At 70.0% G+C, this 15,658-nt stretch carries 17 protein-coding genes; 12 read left to right on the top strand and 5 right to left on the bottom strand.

Translation table 11 applies throughout. The features are described 5' to 3' along the window. From GC203_RS06230 to GC203_RS06215, 4 genes are all read left to right on the top strand, one after another. A complete protein-coding gene (locus GC203_RS06230) occupies positions 1-459 on the top strand; it encodes a hypothetical protein (protein ID WP_293452533.1) in 459 nt (152 codons plus the stop codon). Further along, positions 452-1,972 carry an L-aspartate oxidase gene (locus GC203_RS06225; RefSeq protein ID WP_293452530.1) on the top strand — a complete coding sequence of 507 codons (1,521 nt, stop codon included), beginning with the start codon at positions 452-454 and terminating at the stop codon, positions 1,970-1,972. The genes GC203_RS06230 and GC203_RS06225 overlap by 8 nt, the downstream gene beginning before the upstream one ends. Further along, positions 1,969-2,820, top strand: coding sequence for a carboxylating nicotinate-nucleotide diphosphorylase (gene nadC, locus GC203_RS06220; protein WP_293452527.1), 852 nt, complete (start codon positions 1,969-1,971; stop codon positions 2,818-2,820). Before GC203_RS06225 ends, nadC begins: the two co-directional genes overlap by 4 nt. Before the next feature lie 209 nt (positions 2,821-3,029). Further along, positions 3,030-3,512, top strand: coding sequence for a Rid family hydrolase (locus tag GC203_RS06215; RefSeq protein WP_293452524.1), 483 nt, complete (start codon positions 3,030-3,032; stop codon positions 3,510-3,512). Here GC203_RS06215 and GC203_RS06210 read toward each other — a convergent pair. Further along, a complete protein-coding gene (locus tag GC203_RS06210; RefSeq protein ID WP_293452521.1) occupies positions 3,509-4,195 on the bottom strand; it encodes a DJ-1/PfpI family protein in 687 nt (228 codons plus the stop codon). The two genes, GC203_RS06215 and GC203_RS06210, sit on opposite strands and share 4 nt — an antisense overlap. Positions 4,196-4,276: 81 nt before the next feature. Here GC203_RS06210 and GC203_RS06205 point away from each other — a divergent pair, with 81 nt between their 5' ends. After that, positions 4,277-5,212, top strand: a complete 936-nt coding sequence (locus GC203_RS06205; protein WP_293452518.1) for a GlxA family transcriptional regulator — start codon at positions 4,277-4,279, stop codon at positions 5,210-5,212. A gap of 190 nt (positions 5,213-5,402) precedes the next feature. On the opposite strand, the gene GC203_RS06200 is transcribed toward GC203_RS06205, so the two are convergent. After that, complete coding sequence (locus GC203_RS06200) at positions 5,403-5,957, bottom strand: DUF1003 domain-containing protein (RefSeq protein WP_293452516.1); 555 nt, start codon at positions 5,955-5,957, stop codon at positions 5,403-5,405. A gap of 75 nt (positions 5,958-6,032) precedes the next feature. On the opposite strand from GC203_RS06200, the gene GC203_RS06195 reads away from it, so the two are divergent. Further along, positions 6,033-6,833 carry an SDR family oxidoreductase gene (locus GC203_RS06195; RefSeq protein WP_293452514.1) on the top strand — a complete coding sequence of 267 codons (801 nt, stop codon included), beginning with the start codon at positions 6,033-6,035 and terminating at the stop codon, positions 6,831-6,833. Here GC203_RS06195 and GC203_RS06190 read toward each other — a convergent pair. Next, positions 6,772-7,845 carry a cell wall hydrolase gene (locus tag GC203_RS06190; protein ID WP_293452512.1) on the bottom strand — a complete coding sequence of 358 codons (1,074 nt, stop codon included), beginning with the start codon at positions 7,843-7,845 and terminating at the stop codon, positions 6,772-6,774. The two genes, GC203_RS06195 and GC203_RS06190, sit on opposite strands and share 62 nt — an antisense overlap. A gap of 418 nt (positions 7,846-8,263) precedes the next feature. Between GC203_RS06190 and GC203_RS06185 the strand changes: the two genes are divergently transcribed. Further along, positions 8,264-8,461, top strand: coding sequence for a hypothetical protein (locus GC203_RS06185; protein WP_293452509.1), 198 nt, complete (start codon positions 8,264-8,266; stop codon positions 8,459-8,461). Positions 8,462-8,600: 139 nt separating this feature from the next. Here the strand turns inward: GC203_RS06185 and GC203_RS06180 are convergent, their stop codons facing one another. Both GC203_RS06180 and GC203_RS06175 read right to left on the bottom strand, forming a co-directional pair. Next, positions 8,601-9,557, bottom strand: a complete 957-nt coding sequence (locus tag GC203_RS06180; protein ID WP_293452506.1) for a hypothetical protein — start codon at positions 9,555-9,557, stop codon at positions 8,601-8,603. Then, entirely contained in the window at positions 9,554-9,895 is a 342-nt protein-coding gene (locus tag GC203_RS06175; protein WP_293452503.1) for a helix-turn-helix transcriptional regulator, read from the bottom strand. The genes GC203_RS06180 and GC203_RS06175 overlap by 4 nt, the downstream gene beginning before the upstream one ends. A 115-nt stretch (positions 9,896-10,010) precedes the next feature. Between GC203_RS06175 and GC203_RS06170 the strand changes: the two genes are divergently transcribed. From GC203_RS06170 to GC203_RS06150, 5 genes are all read left to right on the top strand, one after another. Next, on the top strand, positions 10,011-10,916 hold the full coding sequence (locus GC203_RS06170; protein ID WP_293452500.1) for an alpha/beta hydrolase: 906 nt from the start codon (positions 10,011-10,013) through the stop codon (positions 10,914-10,916). Positions 10,917-10,923: 7 nt separating this feature from the next. After that, positions 10,924-12,012 carry an alpha/beta hydrolase gene (locus GC203_RS06165; RefSeq protein WP_293452497.1) on the top strand — a complete coding sequence of 363 codons (1,089 nt, stop codon included), beginning with the start codon at positions 10,924-10,926 and terminating at the stop codon, positions 12,010-12,012. Positions 12,013-12,098: 86 nt separating this feature from the next. Continuing rightward, on the top strand, positions 12,099-14,351 hold the full coding sequence (gene uvrB, locus GC203_RS06160; RefSeq protein WP_293452680.1) for an excinuclease ABC subunit UvrB: 2,253 nt from the start codon (positions 12,099-12,101) through the stop codon (positions 14,349-14,351). A 130-nt stretch (positions 14,352-14,481) separates the two neighbouring features. Next, complete coding sequence (locus tag GC203_RS06155; protein ID WP_293452494.1) at positions 14,482-14,700, top strand: hypothetical protein; 219 nt, start codon at positions 14,482-14,484, stop codon at positions 14,698-14,700. Between the two features lie 82 nt (positions 14,701-14,782). Next, positions 14,783-15,586, top strand: coding sequence for a DpnI domain-containing protein (locus GC203_RS06150; RefSeq protein WP_293452492.1), 804 nt, complete (start codon positions 14,783-14,785; stop codon positions 15,584-15,586). Positions 15,587-15,658: the final 72 nt, after the last annotated feature.

The following is a 15,658-nucleotide window of genomic DNA, read 5'->3' as shown; positions in this document are numbered from 1 at the left end:
GTGGACTACGCCCCGGTCCTGACGACGGTGGCGGCCCGCGACATGGCGGCGGTTTCCGCGCGGGTCACGCCCGAGCAACTGCCGCAGGTCGTGTTCGGCGCGCTCGACGCCGTGCATTCGGCGCTGCGGGCGGGCGACTGCGGGCCCTACTGGGGCGACGTCGTCCTCTGCGAAGGCGAGGCCGACGGCGTGCTGGACCTGAGGATCGGGGTGGGCGTGTCGCGCCCCTTCCCCCGGATCGGCGCCGTCGCGCCCTGGCGGACGCCCGGCGGCGAGGCCGTCCAGGTGACGCATCTGGGCGCCTATTCGGAACGCGGCCGCGCGCACGATGCGGCCAAGGCCGGCGCGGCGCGCCTCGGGCGCGGCCTGACCGGCGTCCACTGGGAGGTGCACGGGCCGTTCGACCTGGAGACGCGCACCCGCCGCACCGACATCTATTACGAGGCCGCCCATGGCTGAGCGCATCCGTCATGACGGCGTCCTGGTCGTCGGCGCCGGCCTCGCCGGCCTGAGCGCGGCCCTGGCCGCCGCCCCGGCCAAGGCGCTGGTGCTCACCGAGACGCCCCTGAACCAGGGCTGCTCCTCGGCCTGGGCGCAGGGCGGCGTGGCCGCGGCGCTGGGCGCGGACGACACGCCCGCGCTGCACGCCGCCGACACGGTGACGGCCGGCGCGGGCCTCGTCGCGCCCGAGGTCGCGCGCATGCTGGCCGAGGAAGGCCCCGAAGCCGTCCGCCGCCTGGCGGCGCTGGGCGCGCCGTTCGACCGGGCCGCCGACGGCGCCTTCGCCCAGAGCCTGGAAGCCGCCCACTCCCGGGCTCGCGTCGCCCGTGTGAAGGGCGACCAGGCCGGGCGCGAAATCATGCAGGCGGTGAGCGTCGCGGCGCTGGCCGCGCCCCACATCCAGGTCCGGACGGGCGCGCGGCTCGTCGGCCTGCTGCGGGCCGACGACGGACGGATCGGCGGCGTGGCGGCGCGGATCGACGGCCAGATCGTCGAGATCGAAGCCCGGGCGGTCGTGCTCGCCACCGGCGGCGTGGGCGGGCTCTACGCCGTCACCACCACCCCACCCGAGCTCAAGGGCGAAGGCCTCGGCCTGGCCGCCCTCGCCGGCGCGGTGATCGCCGACGCCGAATTCGTCCAGTTCCACCCCACGGCCATCGACATCGGCCGCGACCCGGCGCCGCTCGCGACGGAAGCGCTGCGCGGCGAAGGCGCGGTGCTGATCAACAGCCGCGGCGAGCGGTTCATGGCGCGCTACCACCCGGCGGCCGAGCTCGCGCCGCGCGACGTGGTGGCCCGCGCGCTCCACACCGAACGCGAGGCGGGCCGCGGCGCCTTCCTCGACGCCCGCGAGGCGGTCGGCGCGCATTTCCCCGACGAATTCCCCGGCGTGTTCGCCGCCTGCATGGGCGGCGGGATCGATCCTCGGGTCCAACCCATCCCCGTGGCCCCGGCCTGCCACTATCACATGGGCGGGATCGCCACCGACGCCGAGGGCCGGACCTCTCTGCCGGGCCTCTACGCGGCGGGCGAGTGCGCCTCGACGGGCGTCCATGGCGCGAACCGCCTGGCCTCGAACTCGCTGCTGGAGGCGGCGGTCTTCGGCGCACGCGCCGGCCGGGCCGCCGCGGCCGAGGCGGCGCAAGCCGGCCCCCTCGCGGCCGTGACGGCGGGCGAACTGCCGGCCCCCGCACTCAAGACGCTGCGCGAGGCGATGAGCCGTGACGCCGGGGTGATGCGCGACGCCCAGGGCCTGACGCGCCTCCTCGACCTGATCGGCGCCTTGGAGGCCGCCCACGGGCGCAGCGCGCCGCTGATCGCCGCCCGCTTCATCGCCGCCGGCGCCCTGGCCCGCCGCGAGAGCCGCGGCGCGCACTTCCGAACCGACTTTACGGATTCTCAGCAACCGCGGCGCACGTTCGCCACCCTCGGCGACATCGACCGTCAGGACCTCAGGTACGCCGCCGAATGATCGAACCGCTTCCCGACATCTTCTTCACGCAGGTGATCCGCACCGCCCTGGCCGAGGACCTCGGGCGCGCCGGCGACATCACCGCGAGCGCCTGCGTCCCCGCCGACGCCAGGCTGACCGCCGACTTCGCGACCCGCCGGGGCGGGGTGGTCGCCGGCCTCGCCTGCATTCGCCTGACCCTCGCCGAACTCGATCCGACCGCGACGTTCGACGCGCTGACGGAGGACGGCCAGGCGGTGCCCGCCGCGACCACCCTCGCCCGCGTCAGCGGCAACGCCCGGGCGATCCTCACGGCCGAGCGGACCGCCCTCAACCTGCTGGGACGGCTCTGCGGCATCGCGACCCTGACCCAGGACTACGTCGACGCCGTCGGCGGCACGCACGCCCGGATTACCGACACCCGCAAGACCACGCCCGGACTGCGGGCGCTGGAGAAGTACGCGGTGCGCTGCGGCGGCGGGGTCAACCACCGCTTCGGCCTGGATGACGCGATCCTGATCAAGGACAACCACGTCGCCGCCTGCGGCTCGGTGGGCGAGGCCATCCGCCGCGCCAAGGCCGCCGCCGGCCATCTGGTGAAGGTGGAGGTCGAGGTGGACAGCCTCGTCCAGCTCCAGGAGGCCCTGGCGCACGATCCCGACGTGATCATGCTCGACAACTTCAGCCTCGAGGACCTGCGCGAGGCCGTGGCGACCGCCGACGGCCGGGTCCTGCTGGAGGCCTCCGGCGGCATCAGCCTGGAGGGCGTGCGCGCCATCGCCGAGACCGGGGTGGACGTGATCAGCGTGGGCGCTCTGACCCACTCGGTCCGCGTCCTCGACATCGGCCTCGACGCCGTCGGCGACTAGCGCGTCGGGAACGTGAACCACCGCGCCACGGCCGGCTTTCCTGCCCCCGGCGGTCCGCTGACGATCGCGACGCGTCTCATGGCCCGCCGACGACCCTGGCGCGCCGGCCATCATGAATACATTGCATTGGGCGCGCTGGGCGGATGCGCCTAGATGGCCGTATGATCAGACGCGCCCTCCTTGCTTTCCTGTTCCTCGCGAGCCCCGCCATGGCCCAGCCGACCGACTCGTATCCCCGCCAGATCCCGGCGCCCGGCGGCGAGGTGGTGATCCCCTCCGCCGGGGCGCAGCGCGCCTACGACCAGGTCAAGTACGCGCCCGCCCGCCGGGCGGGCGATTTCCTCTTCATCTCGGGCGTGATCGCCGGTCCGCGAGGCCAGGCCGACCGCGGCCCCGAAGCGTTCAAGGGCTATGTCCGGCGCGCGTTCCAGTCGATCGAAGCGACGCTGAAGGCCGAGGGCCTGACCTTCGCCGACGTGACGATGGTCAACACCTTCCACGTCTGGAACGGCCCGGGCTTCGACGGCTCGCGCGACGAGCAGTTCGCCGCTTTCAGCGCCGTGAAGGACGAATTCATGCCCCCGCCCCACCCCGCCTGGACGGCGGTCGGCACGACGGGCCTGCTGGTCGACGAAGGCGTCGTCGAGATCCAGATGATCGCCTACGCCGGGAAGCCGAAGCCCCCGCGCTAGGCTGTCTCGAGGCGGCCGGCGGCCTCGCCGGCGGCGTCGGCCCTGGCGCGCATGGCGTCCGCCATCCGCGCCTGCACCAAGGCCAGCACCTCGGGCCGCGCCAGTTCGGGACGGCCCGCGTTGAACGGCGGCGCCGGCGCATACTCCAGCCCGAGCTGCATCGCCTCGGCGTAGTCGCGGCCCGTCAGCTCCTCGAGCAGCACGAAGGCGAAGTCGATGCCGGCCGTCACGCCGCCGCCCGTGATGACATTGCCGTCGCGACAGACCCGCTCTTCGCTCACCTTGGCGCCGAGCGGCTCCAGCAGGCTGCGCCAGGCCCAGTGGCAAGCGGCGCGCTTGCCCTTCAGGAAACCCGCCGCCCCCAGGATCAGCGACCCGGTGCAGACCGAGGTCAGGTACTTCGCCCCCGCGCCGAGACGTCGGATCTCGGCCATGAACGCCTCGTCGAGCATGGCGTCGGTCGTGCCGAAGCCGCCGGGGATGAGCAGCACGTCGCAGCGTTCGAGCTTCGCCAAGTCGGCGAGGCCGGAGAAGACCAGGCCCTCGGCCTCGATATCCTGTCCGCCCATCGACGCGGTGACCAGATCGGCGTCGGGCGTGCGCACCAGCACCTGGTGCGGGCCGGTGAAGTCGAGATGGGTGACGCCCGGATAGAGGGCGATGACGATCTGCAGGCGGGACATGGGCGAGCCTCCTCGGTTGACGGAGGAAGCCTAGCCACGGCATCGTCTGGCTGAAATGACAGACTTCCCGCATTTTCCGCCATGACCCGCCGCCTCGCCCTGGTGATCTTCCCCGGGTTCCAGCTGCTGGACGCCGCCGGGCCCATCGCCGCCTTCGAGATCGCCGAACGCTACCGTCCGGGCAGCTACGACCTCTGCGTCCTGGCGCCGGGCGGCGGGCTGGTCCGCAGCTCCTCGGGCGTCTGCTTCGCCGCCGAGCCGTTGTGCGACGGGCCGTTCGACACGGTCATGATCTCGGGCGGCGACGGCACGCGCGCCCTGGCCGAGCTGCGCGAGATCGTCGCCTGGCTGCGTCGCACGGCGATCCGGCGCCCGACCAGCGTCTGCTCCGGCGCCTATCTGCTGGCCGAGGCGGGGCTGCTGGACGGGCGCCGCGCGACCACGCACTGGAGCCGCACGGACGACTTCACGCGCCGCTACCCGAAGGTGAAGCTGGAGGCCGACCGCATCTTCATCCGCGACGGCGAAGTCTGGACCTCGGCCGGCATCACCGCCGGCATCGACCTGGCGCTGGCGCTGGTGGAGGAGGACCTTGGCGCGGCGGTCGCTCGCCGGGTCGCCCAGCAGCTCGTCGTGCACCAGCGCCGTCCCGGCGGCCAGTCGCAGTTCTCGGCGCTCATCGAACTGGGCGGCCGCAACGGCCGTTTCGCGGACCTGATGGACTGGATACGCGCGCATCTCGCCGAGCCGCTCACCGTCGAGCGCCTGGCCGGTCAGGTCGCCATGAGCCCGCGCAACTTCGCCCGCGCCTTCGTCGCCGAGACCGGCGCCACCCCCGCCAAGGCCGTCGAGCGCCTACGCCTGGAGGCGGCCCGGACAGCTGTGGAGACCGGCCAGGCGCCGATCGACCGCGTGGCCGAAGAGGTCGGCTTCGGCGATCCGGAACGGATGCGGCGCGCCTTCCTGCGCGCCTTCGGCCAGCCGCCCCAGGCCCTAAGGCGCGCCGCCCGGAGCTAGGTTCGAGCTCCCAACACGTCATCCCGGACGAAGGCGCGCAGCGCCTGAAGATCCGGGACCCAGCATCTCCTCGCTCGACGCTGCGATGACGAGGCTTCGAAGCCGTGCGGCTGGATCCCGGATCTACGCGCTCTCACGAGCGCTTCGTCCGGAATGACGAGGGTTGGCTGGGTCCTGGCTGGCGCCCGCCCTACTCCGCGCCTCGCGGCAGGAGCCGTTCCTTCAGCAGCCGGATCGCCTCGGCCTGGCGTTCGAGCAGGTCGACGATCTGCTGGTCGCGCAGGGCGTCCAGCTTGTCGTGCAGGTGCATGATCTCCAGTTCGGCCCGCAGGTTGACCACGTAGTCGTGCTCGGCCGCCTCGCGATCGCGTTGGGCCGCGCGGTTCTGGCTCATCATGATGACGGGGGCCTGGATCGCGGCCAGCATCGACAGCATGAGGTTGAGGAAGATGAACGGATAGGGGTCGAAGGCCAGGTGCGTCGACCTGCCCAGGACGTTCCAGGCCATCCAGATCGCCAGCGCCACGCCGAAGCCGATGATGAAGGCCCACGAGCCGCCGACCGCCGCCACCGAGTCGGCCAGGCGCTGACCGAACGTCCGATCGTCCACCTTCAGCCGCGGATTGACCACGCTCGGCTTCTCGTTGTCGATCAGGTCGATGACGCTGCGCTGGATAGGCGTCAGCTTCTCATAGGCGCAGTTGAGCAGTTCCTGGGCCAGGTGCTCGCGGCGGTCGTCGGACATCCCGTTTGCCTTCCTGAGGCGGATGCAGTTTAGCGTGGAGCTTCAGAGGGACTCAGCATGGCGGCAAGCGGGAACATGCGCGCGGACGGTCGCCGCGCCATTTTCATCACCGGGGCGGCCAGCGGGATCGGCCTGGCCACCGCCCGGCGCTTCGCGGCCGGCGGCTGGTTCGTGGGCCTGGCCGACATCGACTCGAAGGGGCTCGCCGCGGCCCTGGAGGCGGTGGGCGCCGACAATGGCGCGACCTTCCGGCTCGACGTGCGCGACCGCGGAGGCTGGAAGCGGGACCTGGCGGCGTTCGCGAAGCTTACGGACGGTCGCCTCGACGTGCTCGTGAACAACGCCGGCGTCGCCAAGGGCGGCTATCTGGAACAGCAGGCGGCCGCCGACGTCGACCTGCAGGTGGACGTCAACCTGAAGGGCGTGATCAACGGCTGCCAGGCGGCGTTCGACCTGCTGGCCGCGACGCCGGGCGCCCTGGTCGTCAACGTCGCTTCGGTGGCCGGCGTGATCGCCCCGCCGCGGATGGGCGTCTACGCGGCCACCAAGTTCGCCGTGCGCGGCCTGTCGGAGGCGCTGGAGGGCGAGTTCGCCCGCGTCGGCGTCGGCGTGCGCTGTGTGCTGCCGTGGTTCATCGACACGCCCCTGCTCGACAAGGCGCGGCTGTCCAGCAACGAGGACCTGCGCGTCTCCCTGCGCGAACAGAAGACCACCGTCTATCCCGTCGAGATGGTCTCCGACGCGATCTGGAGGGCGGTCCACGGCAAGGGCCTGCACCACTTCGTCGGCGGGCGGGCCCGCCAGGTGGGATGGCTCAGCCGGCTTGCGCCGACATTTGTGCGGAAACAACTCCAGCAGCAGGCTGAGGCGTTTTGACCTGCAGCGCTTCGGTCGCCTTGGCGGCCGCGGGCGCGGAGGACTGAACGGCGGGAACGAGCCTGGCCTTGGCGGCCGTCGCATCGGGCTTCGCTTTCGGCGCGACGGCCTCGCCGCCGGCCGGTTGAGCCCCAGCCTTCGGGGTCGCGGCGGGCGTCTTGGCCGCGGCCTCGCCGCCCGACACCGGCTGCAGCGTCGAGGCGATCGCCAGCTCGATCCGCGGCGTCACGCGCAGGTCGGCGATCTGGCCCACCGGCGCCGCGGTCAGCACGGCCTTCTGGATGATCGGCTCCGGCGCCGCCTGCAGGCGCGCGCGGTGCGGCCCGAACCTGTAGAAGACGTGCACGCCGACGGTGGCCACCCGCAGCATCTGCGGCCCCCAGGACGGCGCCACGGCCGTGGTGTGGAAGTGCGTGGCCGAACCGACGTCGCCCATCACAGCGCCCGCGAGCGCGCGGGCGGCCACGCGCCGGGCGCGGTCCCACGCGGCGGCCTCGCGCGTGCGCCCCATCGAGCCGTCGCAGGCGAAGCTGAACTGGCAGCCGCGATGGCCGGCGCCCTGGAAGACCACGCCGCAGATCGTCGCCGGGAAGGCGGGATGCTTCACGCGGTTCATCACCACCTGCGCCACGGCCGCCTGGCCGCGCGGGCCTTCGCCTCGCGCTTCGTAGTAGACGGCGGCGGTGAGGCACTGGAGCTCGGACTGGCGCTTGGCCTTGGCCGCGCCGCGGCCCTGGGCGAAGCGCTCGGCGACCGTCTCCGCATCCGAACCCGGACGCAGGCCGTAGAGATCATGGCCGGCGCGCAGGCCGCGGCCCTGGTCGTTCAGGAACGCGCTCGCGTAGCCGCCCGCGGCGGCGTCGGCCATCTGCTGGCCACGCGCATGGTCCGCGGCGTGACGGGCCATGCCCGCGGCGAGATAGGAAGCGCCCAGGCCCAGGCCAACGCCGGAGCCGATCAAAGCGGCGCACATCAGCGCGGGCCATTCGGCTCGCACCTTGGATACAGACATCAAAACGGAACGGTCCTCAACGACGAGGGCTACGCGGCCCCCCGCTCATCCGTCGCCGCGGTCGCCCCCGCCCTTGCTGGCAGCGCCCGCCGGCACGCAAGACCCGAGATCCGTTGGGGGTCGAGCGCCGGAAAATCGGGGCGGTGTATGAATGGCCGGAAACGTTCTGGCAAGACTTTTTTGCGCCGCAGCATTAACGCCGATCACCGGCCTCGGACCGGGGCAGATCGCGTTTACGACGTAGCGTCCTGACAACTCTGGCGTTTTCTTGGCCACCTCAAAGCGTCTGGCCCGCAACCGTTGGTAACGCCGAACTATTCTGAAACCACGTCGATTTACCTTGAGGCCCGGACGGCGTTTCTGCCGGAACCTTGCGCGAGCTGACCTGTTCTCTAGCCGAAGCCCTGGGAGAACACGCATGCGCCTCGCACGAATCCTTGCCCTGACCGCCGCCTCTGCGGCGTCTCTTTCGCTCGCCGCCTGCGGGCACAATGTCGAACAGCGGGCGTCCACGGGCGCGATCACCGGGGCGGTCGTCGGCGGCCCGGTCGGCGCAGCGGCGGGCGCGGCGGTCGGCACGGCGGTCAGCAAGACGGTGGACAAGCCCCGAAGCTGATTCCCCGCGCGGCATCTGGCGCCGGATTTGCTGCGTATGGATCGATAGAGGAACGGGAGCGCAGGATGCGCCATCTGATCATCGCTATCGCCACCCTGGCCGGGGTCGTCATGCTCACGGCCACCGCGGCGCACACGTTCTAGTCGGATCCCTTCGGGAGCTGTCGCAGCCGCCAGACTTGGACGACCGACAGCCACAGGAAGATCAGGATCGTCGCGACGAGGCCGACGCGGAAGCCGCGATCGAAGTTGGCTTGCACCTGCGTCAGCACGTCCGGCGGAATGTACGGCGAGCTCACGACCACGATGTGCCCGTCGCGCAGCACGGCGACGAGGATCGCTGCGCCGACGAGGTTCCGCATGAGCATGAGGATGCGATTCAGACGCACTCGGCCCGGCCGCAGCAGTGAATGCAGGTTCATAGCCAGTTCGCCCGTGAAGTAGGCGGCGATCGGCCAGAACCAGACGCGCCAGACCGGCGCGAGATCCACGCGCAACTCCACAACCGGCATTACGTTGCGGAAGTGGATCACGCCCGTCCACCAGAGCAGGACGCCAAAGCCCATCATGATCTCGACCAGGATCTCAAAACGGGACCGGGTCTTGCCCTGCGCGGGCGGCAGGTTCGCCGGCTTCCATCGGGCCAGGAACCGCGGCTTGCCCCACCGCTCGATGCCCGCACAGACAAGCGTGACCCCGCCGAAGGTGAAGATCAGCGTGGAAATCAGCGACGGCGCCGCGCCATCGACGACCTGTGCGGTCGCCTCGCCACCGACGATCACGAGGATGATCAGCGCCACATGTAGCGCGGCCACCACCGACAACGCCGCGCGCAGCCCGGCCCACCAGAACGGGAACACCTCCGGCCCGATCAGATACCGGGTCCGGCGGTAGCGCCCGGCGACCACCAGCGGGTGGCCGAAGGCGACGAGGTCGGCTTCCAGCTCCGAGCGGCTCAGCGGACGGCCGAGTTCGTCCTCGCGGGCCTCGATCTCGGACATGATTTCGTCCCGCAACTCGGCGGTGATGTCGGCGCGCTGGGCCTCGGGCAGGTCGCGGGCGACGGCGGCGAGGTAGCGGTCGATCAAATCGGTCATGGTTTCGTCCTCAGGATGGCGTCGACCGAGGCGTTGAGACGGGTCCACTCCTCGACCAGTCGGTCCAGCACCGCGCGGCCCTCGTCCGAGAGCCGGTAGAAGCGCTTCCTGCGCCGCGCTTCCTCGCGCCACTCGCTGGCCAGCAGGCCCTGGGCCTCAAGGCGGCGCAGCATCGGATAGAGCGCGCCCTCCTCGATCTCGACCCCTGCCTCGCCCAGCGCCTTGCGGAGGGTGTAGCCGTAGTGCTCGGCGCGGAGCTGGCCGAGCACCGCCAGGATCAGGGAGCCGCGCCGCAGCTCCTGGCGAAGGGTCTCGAGGATATCGGCGTCTGTCGGCATCGTGCTGTGCGTCATACACTGTGTGACAAACAGTGTCTATCGCACAGTATCCACACCCTTCGCGCCCCGCCGCCGCCCGTGCTAGATACGTCGTAAATTAAAGCGGGAGGTCGGGATGTTGCGGTGGGTGATGGCTCTGGCGGCGGCCTTCGCCGTGGCTTCGGCGGCGAACGCGGCTCCAACGGACAAATACGCGACCAACAACGGGGTGAAGATCCACTACGTCGTGGAGGGCGAAGGCCCGCTGGTCGTGATGATCCACGGCTTTCCCGACTACTGGGCCACCTGGAAGCCTCTGATGGCCGAGCTGAACAAGGCCGGCTACCGCACCGCCGCCCTCGACCTGCGCGGCTACAACCTCTCCGACAAGCCGCAGGGCGTCGCCGCCTACGCCATGCCCAACCTGGTCGGCGACGTGGCCGCGGTGGTCGCCGCCGAGGGCCAGAAGAAGGCCATCGTCATCGGCCACGACTGGGGCGCCGCCATCGCTTGGCAGGTGGCGTTCAACCTGCCCGACATGGTCGACAAGCTGGTGATCATGAGCGTGCCCCACCCGGCCGGCATGGCCCGGGAGCTCGCCACCAACAAGGCCCAGCAGGAGGGCTCGAACTACGCCCGCAACTTCCAGAAGGAAGGCTCGGAGAAGATGCTGACGGCCGAGGGCCTGGCCGGCTGGGTCAGGGACCCCGCCGCGAAGCCGGGCTACGTCGAGGCCTTCAAGCGTTCGGACTTCGCCGCCATGATGAACTACTACCGCGCCAACTACCCGCGCGGCACGGGCGCCGACGTGCAGGCGCCGGTCGCCGCCGCCCAGACGCCCCAGCGCGTGAAGGCCCCCGTCCTCGTCATCCACGGAATGAAGGACACCGCGCTGAATGCGGCCGGCCATTCCGGGACCTGGGACTACGTCGACGGCGACACGACGATCCTGATGGTCCCCAAGGCCGGCCACTTCGTGCAACATGACGCCCAGGAGCTCGTGGACGTCACCGTCCGCGACTGGCTGAACGAACGGAGGTAGGCGGCGCGTGGCGGGACGAGGCCTCATCAAGGGACTTGCCGCCGGGGCCGGACTGTTGGCGGCGGCGCTGGGCCTGCGCGCGGTCGCGCAGCGCATGGCGCGGGCCGCGGCCTATCTGCCCGAAGGGATCGACGAGAAGATCTGGCTCCCGCTCAATGGCCTCGAGCAGTGGGTGACCTTCCGCGGCCGCGACCTGGAAAAGCCGGTCCTGCTGGTCCTGCATGGCGGGCCGGGCACCTCCATGACCCAGCTCGCCCACCAGGCGTTCCACGACTGGGACCGCGACTTCATCGTCGTCAACTGGGACCAGCGCGGCGCGGGCCGCACGTTCGGCCGCCACGGCGCCAAGCGGACCGGCCCGCTGAGCATCGCCACGATGACCGCCGACGGCCTGGCCCTGGCCGAGGACCTCAAGGCCCGGTTCGGCCGCCCCATCGTCCTGCTCGGAATCTCCTGGGGCAGCCTGCTGGGCGTGGAGATGATCCGCCGCCGGCCCGACCTCTTCGCGGCCTACGTCGGCGCAGGCCAGGTCGTCGACATGGCCCGCGGCGAGGACATCTCCTACGCCGAAACCCTCATGCGCCTGCGGGCCAAGGGCGACGAGCGCGGCGCACGCCGCCTGGAAGCGGTCCCGCCGCCGCCCTATCCAGACCTCAAGAGCCTCGCGCGGCAGCGCAAGGCGCTGATCTCGACCATGCCGAAGGCCGAGCGCGAGGTCTTCTCGAAGCTGCCGCTCACGCTGGTCATGGCGCCGGACGCCCGCCTGGCGGACCTGGTCGATTTCATGCGCGGCGCCCGCTTCAGCATCGGCCAGCTGTGGGACGAGCTGATGGGCTGGAAGCTGGCCGACCGCGGCGTCGCCTTCGACGTCCCGATGATCATCCTGCAAGGCGACCTCGACCTGCAGACGCCGACGGCCCTGGTGACGGAGATCGCGCCCAGGCTCAAGGCGCCGGCCTGCGACCTGGTCGTCTTCGAGGGCGCGGGCCACCTCGCCCTGATCACCCACGCCGAGGCGTTCCGCCACGAACTGGTCGAACGGACGCGCCCGCTTACCGAGCCGCCTCCCAAGCGCCGACGCCGACGCTCCGCCTGACGGCGGGCCCCATGCTGCCATCCCCCTGTCAGCAGGGGCCTGCGAGGATGTAGCGGCAAGATCGCGGAGCGCCTACCTTGAACGCCATGCCTCCCGCCTCCTCCGGCGGCGTGTCCGACATGTCGGCCGCCTTCGACTACGACGAAAACACCATGCCGATGCTGTGGACGCCGCATCGGCCCGTCCGGCCCGAGAAATCCGAGGGCGGGCGCAAGTTCAAGCTCGCCTCCGCCTACCAGCCGGCGGGCGACCAGCCCACGGCGATCGCCGAGCTCGCCGCCGGCGCCGAGGCCGGCGAACGCGACCAGGTGCTGCTGGGCGTCACCGGGTCGGGCAAGACCTTCACCATGGCCAAGATCATCGAGGAGACCCAGCGTCCGGCCCTGATCCTGGCCCCGAACAAGACGCTGGCGGCCCAGCTCTACAGCGAGTTCAAGAGCTTCTTCCCGGAGAACGCGGTCGAGTTCTTCGTCAGCTACTACGACTACTACCAGCCCGAGGCCTACGTGCCCCGGACCGACACCTACATCGAGAAGGACTCCTCGATAAACGAGCAGATCGACCGGATGCGCCACTCGGCCACCCGCGCGATCCTGGAGCGCGACGACGTCATCGTCGTGGCCTCGGTCTCCTGCATCTACGGCATCGGCTCGGTCGAGACCTACTCGGCCATGACCTTCCAGCTGAAGCCCGGCGACCGGATCGACGAGAAGAAGCTGATGGGGGACCTGGTGGCCCTCCAGTACAAGCGCAACGACCAGGCCTTCGAGCGCGGGACCTTCCGGCGGCGCGGCGACACCATCGAGATCTTCCCGGCCCACTACGAGGATCGCGCCTGGCGCATCGGCCTGTTCGGCGACGAGATCGAGACGATCACCGAGTTCGACCCGCTGACCGGCAAGAAGACCACCGACCTGGCCGGCGTGAAGGTCTACGCTAACAGCCACTACGTCACGCCCCGCCCGACGCTCCGCCAGGCCATCAACCAGATCAAGGCGGAGCTGAAGGAGCGCCTCGACTGGCTGGTCGCCAACGGCAAGCTGCTGGAGGCCCAGCGGCTGGAGCAGCGCACCACCTTCGACATCGAGATGATCGAGGCCACCGGCTCCTGCGCCGGCATCGAGAACTACAGCCGCTACCTCACCGGCCGGCGGCCGGGCGAGCCGCCGCCCACCTTCTTCGAATACATCCCCGACAACGCCCTGCTGTTCGTCGACGAGAGCCACCAGACGGTGCCGCAGATCGGCGGCATGTACCGCGGCGACTATCGGCGCAAGTTCACCCTGGCCGAATACGGCTTCCGCCTGCCCTCCTGCATCGACAACCGCCCGCTCAAGTTCGAGGAGTGGGACGCCATGCGGCCGGACAGCGTGTTCGTCTCGGCCACGCCCGGCCCCTGGGAGATGGAGCGCACCGGCGGCGTCTTCGCCGAGCAGGTGATCCGCCCCACCGGCCTGATCGACCCGCCGGTGGAGGTGAAGCCGGTCGCCAAGGACGGCTTCTCCCAGGTGGACGACGTCATCGACCAGGTGCGCCAGACGGCGGCCAAGGGCTACCGCAGCCTGATCACCGTCCTCACCAAGAAGATGGCCGAGGACCTGACCGAGTACATGCACGAGCAGGGCCTGCGCGTGCGCTACATGCACTCCGACGTCGACACCCTGGAGCGCATCGAGATCATCCGCGACCTGCGGCTGGGCGCCTTCGACATCCTCGTGGGCATCAACCTGCTGCGCGAGGGGCTCGACATCCCCGAGTGCGGCCTGGTCGCCATCCTCGACGCCGACAAGGAGGGCTTCCTGCGCTCGGAGACCTCGCTGATCCAGACCATCGGCCGCGCGGCGCGCAACGTGGACGGCCGCGTGATCCTCTACGCCGACAGCGTCACGGGCTCGATGGAGCGGGCCATGGCGGAGACGAAGCGCCGCCGCGAGAAGCAGGAGGCCTACAACCTCGAACACGGCATCACGCCGGAGAGCGTGAAGAGCCAGATCAAGGACATCCTGGCCAGCCCCTACGAGAGCGACCACGTCACGGTCAGCGCCGGCGTCGCCCAGGAGGGCAAGGCCTTCATCGGCGACAACTTCAAGACCACGCTCAAGGACCTAGAGGCCCGCATGCGCGAGGCCGCCGCAAATCTCGAATTCGAGGAAGCGGCCCGTATGCGGGACGAGATCAAGCGCCTGAAGCTGCTCGACCTGGAGTTCGCCGCCGACGCGCTCTCGACCGGCGACGAGGGCGGCGACAGGGGCGCGGTGAAGGAGATCCGCGCCGAAGCCCGCGCGGAGAAGGCCCAGGAGATGCGCAAGATGCGCGGCCGGCGGCGGAAAGGGCCTTAGGAGGGCGAGGTGGCGGCTCCCTAACCGCTGCGCTTCAAGCGAAGCTCCTAAGAAGGCCAACTTCCTTGGCCTGTTGCCATCTCTTTGATTCGGATCTGTAAATCGCGACGTCCAAGCGCGGAGAGAGGCAATGCCGACATACACCGTAAAGCGGCGGGTTGACGCCTATGTCGACTATGTCGCGCTCGTGTCGGCAAGCCACCCCAAGGAAGCCGCCGAAATCGCGGCACAGCGCGACGCCGACATTGACTGGAAGCCTGACGGTTCCTGCGAGTTCGAAGCGCGCATCTTCATCGCCCTCGACGAAAACGGCTTCGAAATCGAGGAAACTGAAGTTCGTGATTTCTAGCTGCGCCTGAGCCAGGCTTCTTCGGCGACAGGTTCGGCGTGAACCTCGTCGTGTTCGGACCACTTGGTTGGCGGATGCGTAGGTGCAAGGCGAAGACGACGAACTTGGGCGGCCGCTGGGCCTTGAGGAAGCGCCGGCGCACTTCGAGAGCCCGTCTCAGATTGCTCGCGTGTCCACCGAAGCCTGGGCCCAGCATGTCGGTTGCCCCAACTGCGGCTCCCCCACGCTTGACCGCTTGCCGAATAACAACCCCGTCGGCGATCTGCGTTGTCCGGCATGCTTCGACGAATACGAATTGAAGAGCAAGAGAGGACGCTTCGGTCCTCGCGTCACCGATGGCGCCTACTCCGCAATGCGCCAACGGCTCGTCGCGAAGAACAACCCTCATCTGATGTTGCTCAGCTACGATGGCGTCGCGCGGGAAGCGACCGACATCATTGTCATCCCAAACTACTACTTTGTTCTCGATCTAATCGAACCGCGGAAGCCTTTGGCGCCGACCGCGCGCCGCGCGGGATGGATCGGATGCAACATCAATATCTCAAACGTACCGCCGTCTGGCCGCGTCGCCTTGCTCCGCAACCGCCTATGGGTCCCGAGAGAGGAAGTTCGCCTGCAATGGCAAGCCACTAGATTCCTGCGGGATACGTCACTGGACGCTCGCGGATGGCTGCTTGCCGTCATGAAGGTCGTCGAGGCGCTGAGGCGAACCGAGTTCACGCTCGATGAGGTCTATGCGTCCGAACAGACGCTCCAGAAGCTCTACCCGGCAAATCGCAACGTGCGCCCCAAGATCAGACAGCAGCTTCAAGTGCTGCGGGACAACGGCTTCATCGAGTTCCTCGGGCGCGGCGCCTACCGTCTGCGGTCGTCGACTCATGCCTGATGCGGTTCGCGCTGAGTGTGGCCGATCAGGCGGGGGCGGTTGAGCTACCGGCCTTCTGAACCACGCCGAATG

The sequence above is a fragment of the Phenylobacterium sp. genome (assembly GCF_016124325.1).
Lineage (GTDB): Bacteria > Pseudomonadota > Alphaproteobacteria > Caulobacterales > Caulobacteraceae > Phenylobacterium.
The sequence above is the reverse complement of the archived record's forward strand: the minus strand, read 5'-3'. Positions and strand labels throughout refer to the sequence as shown.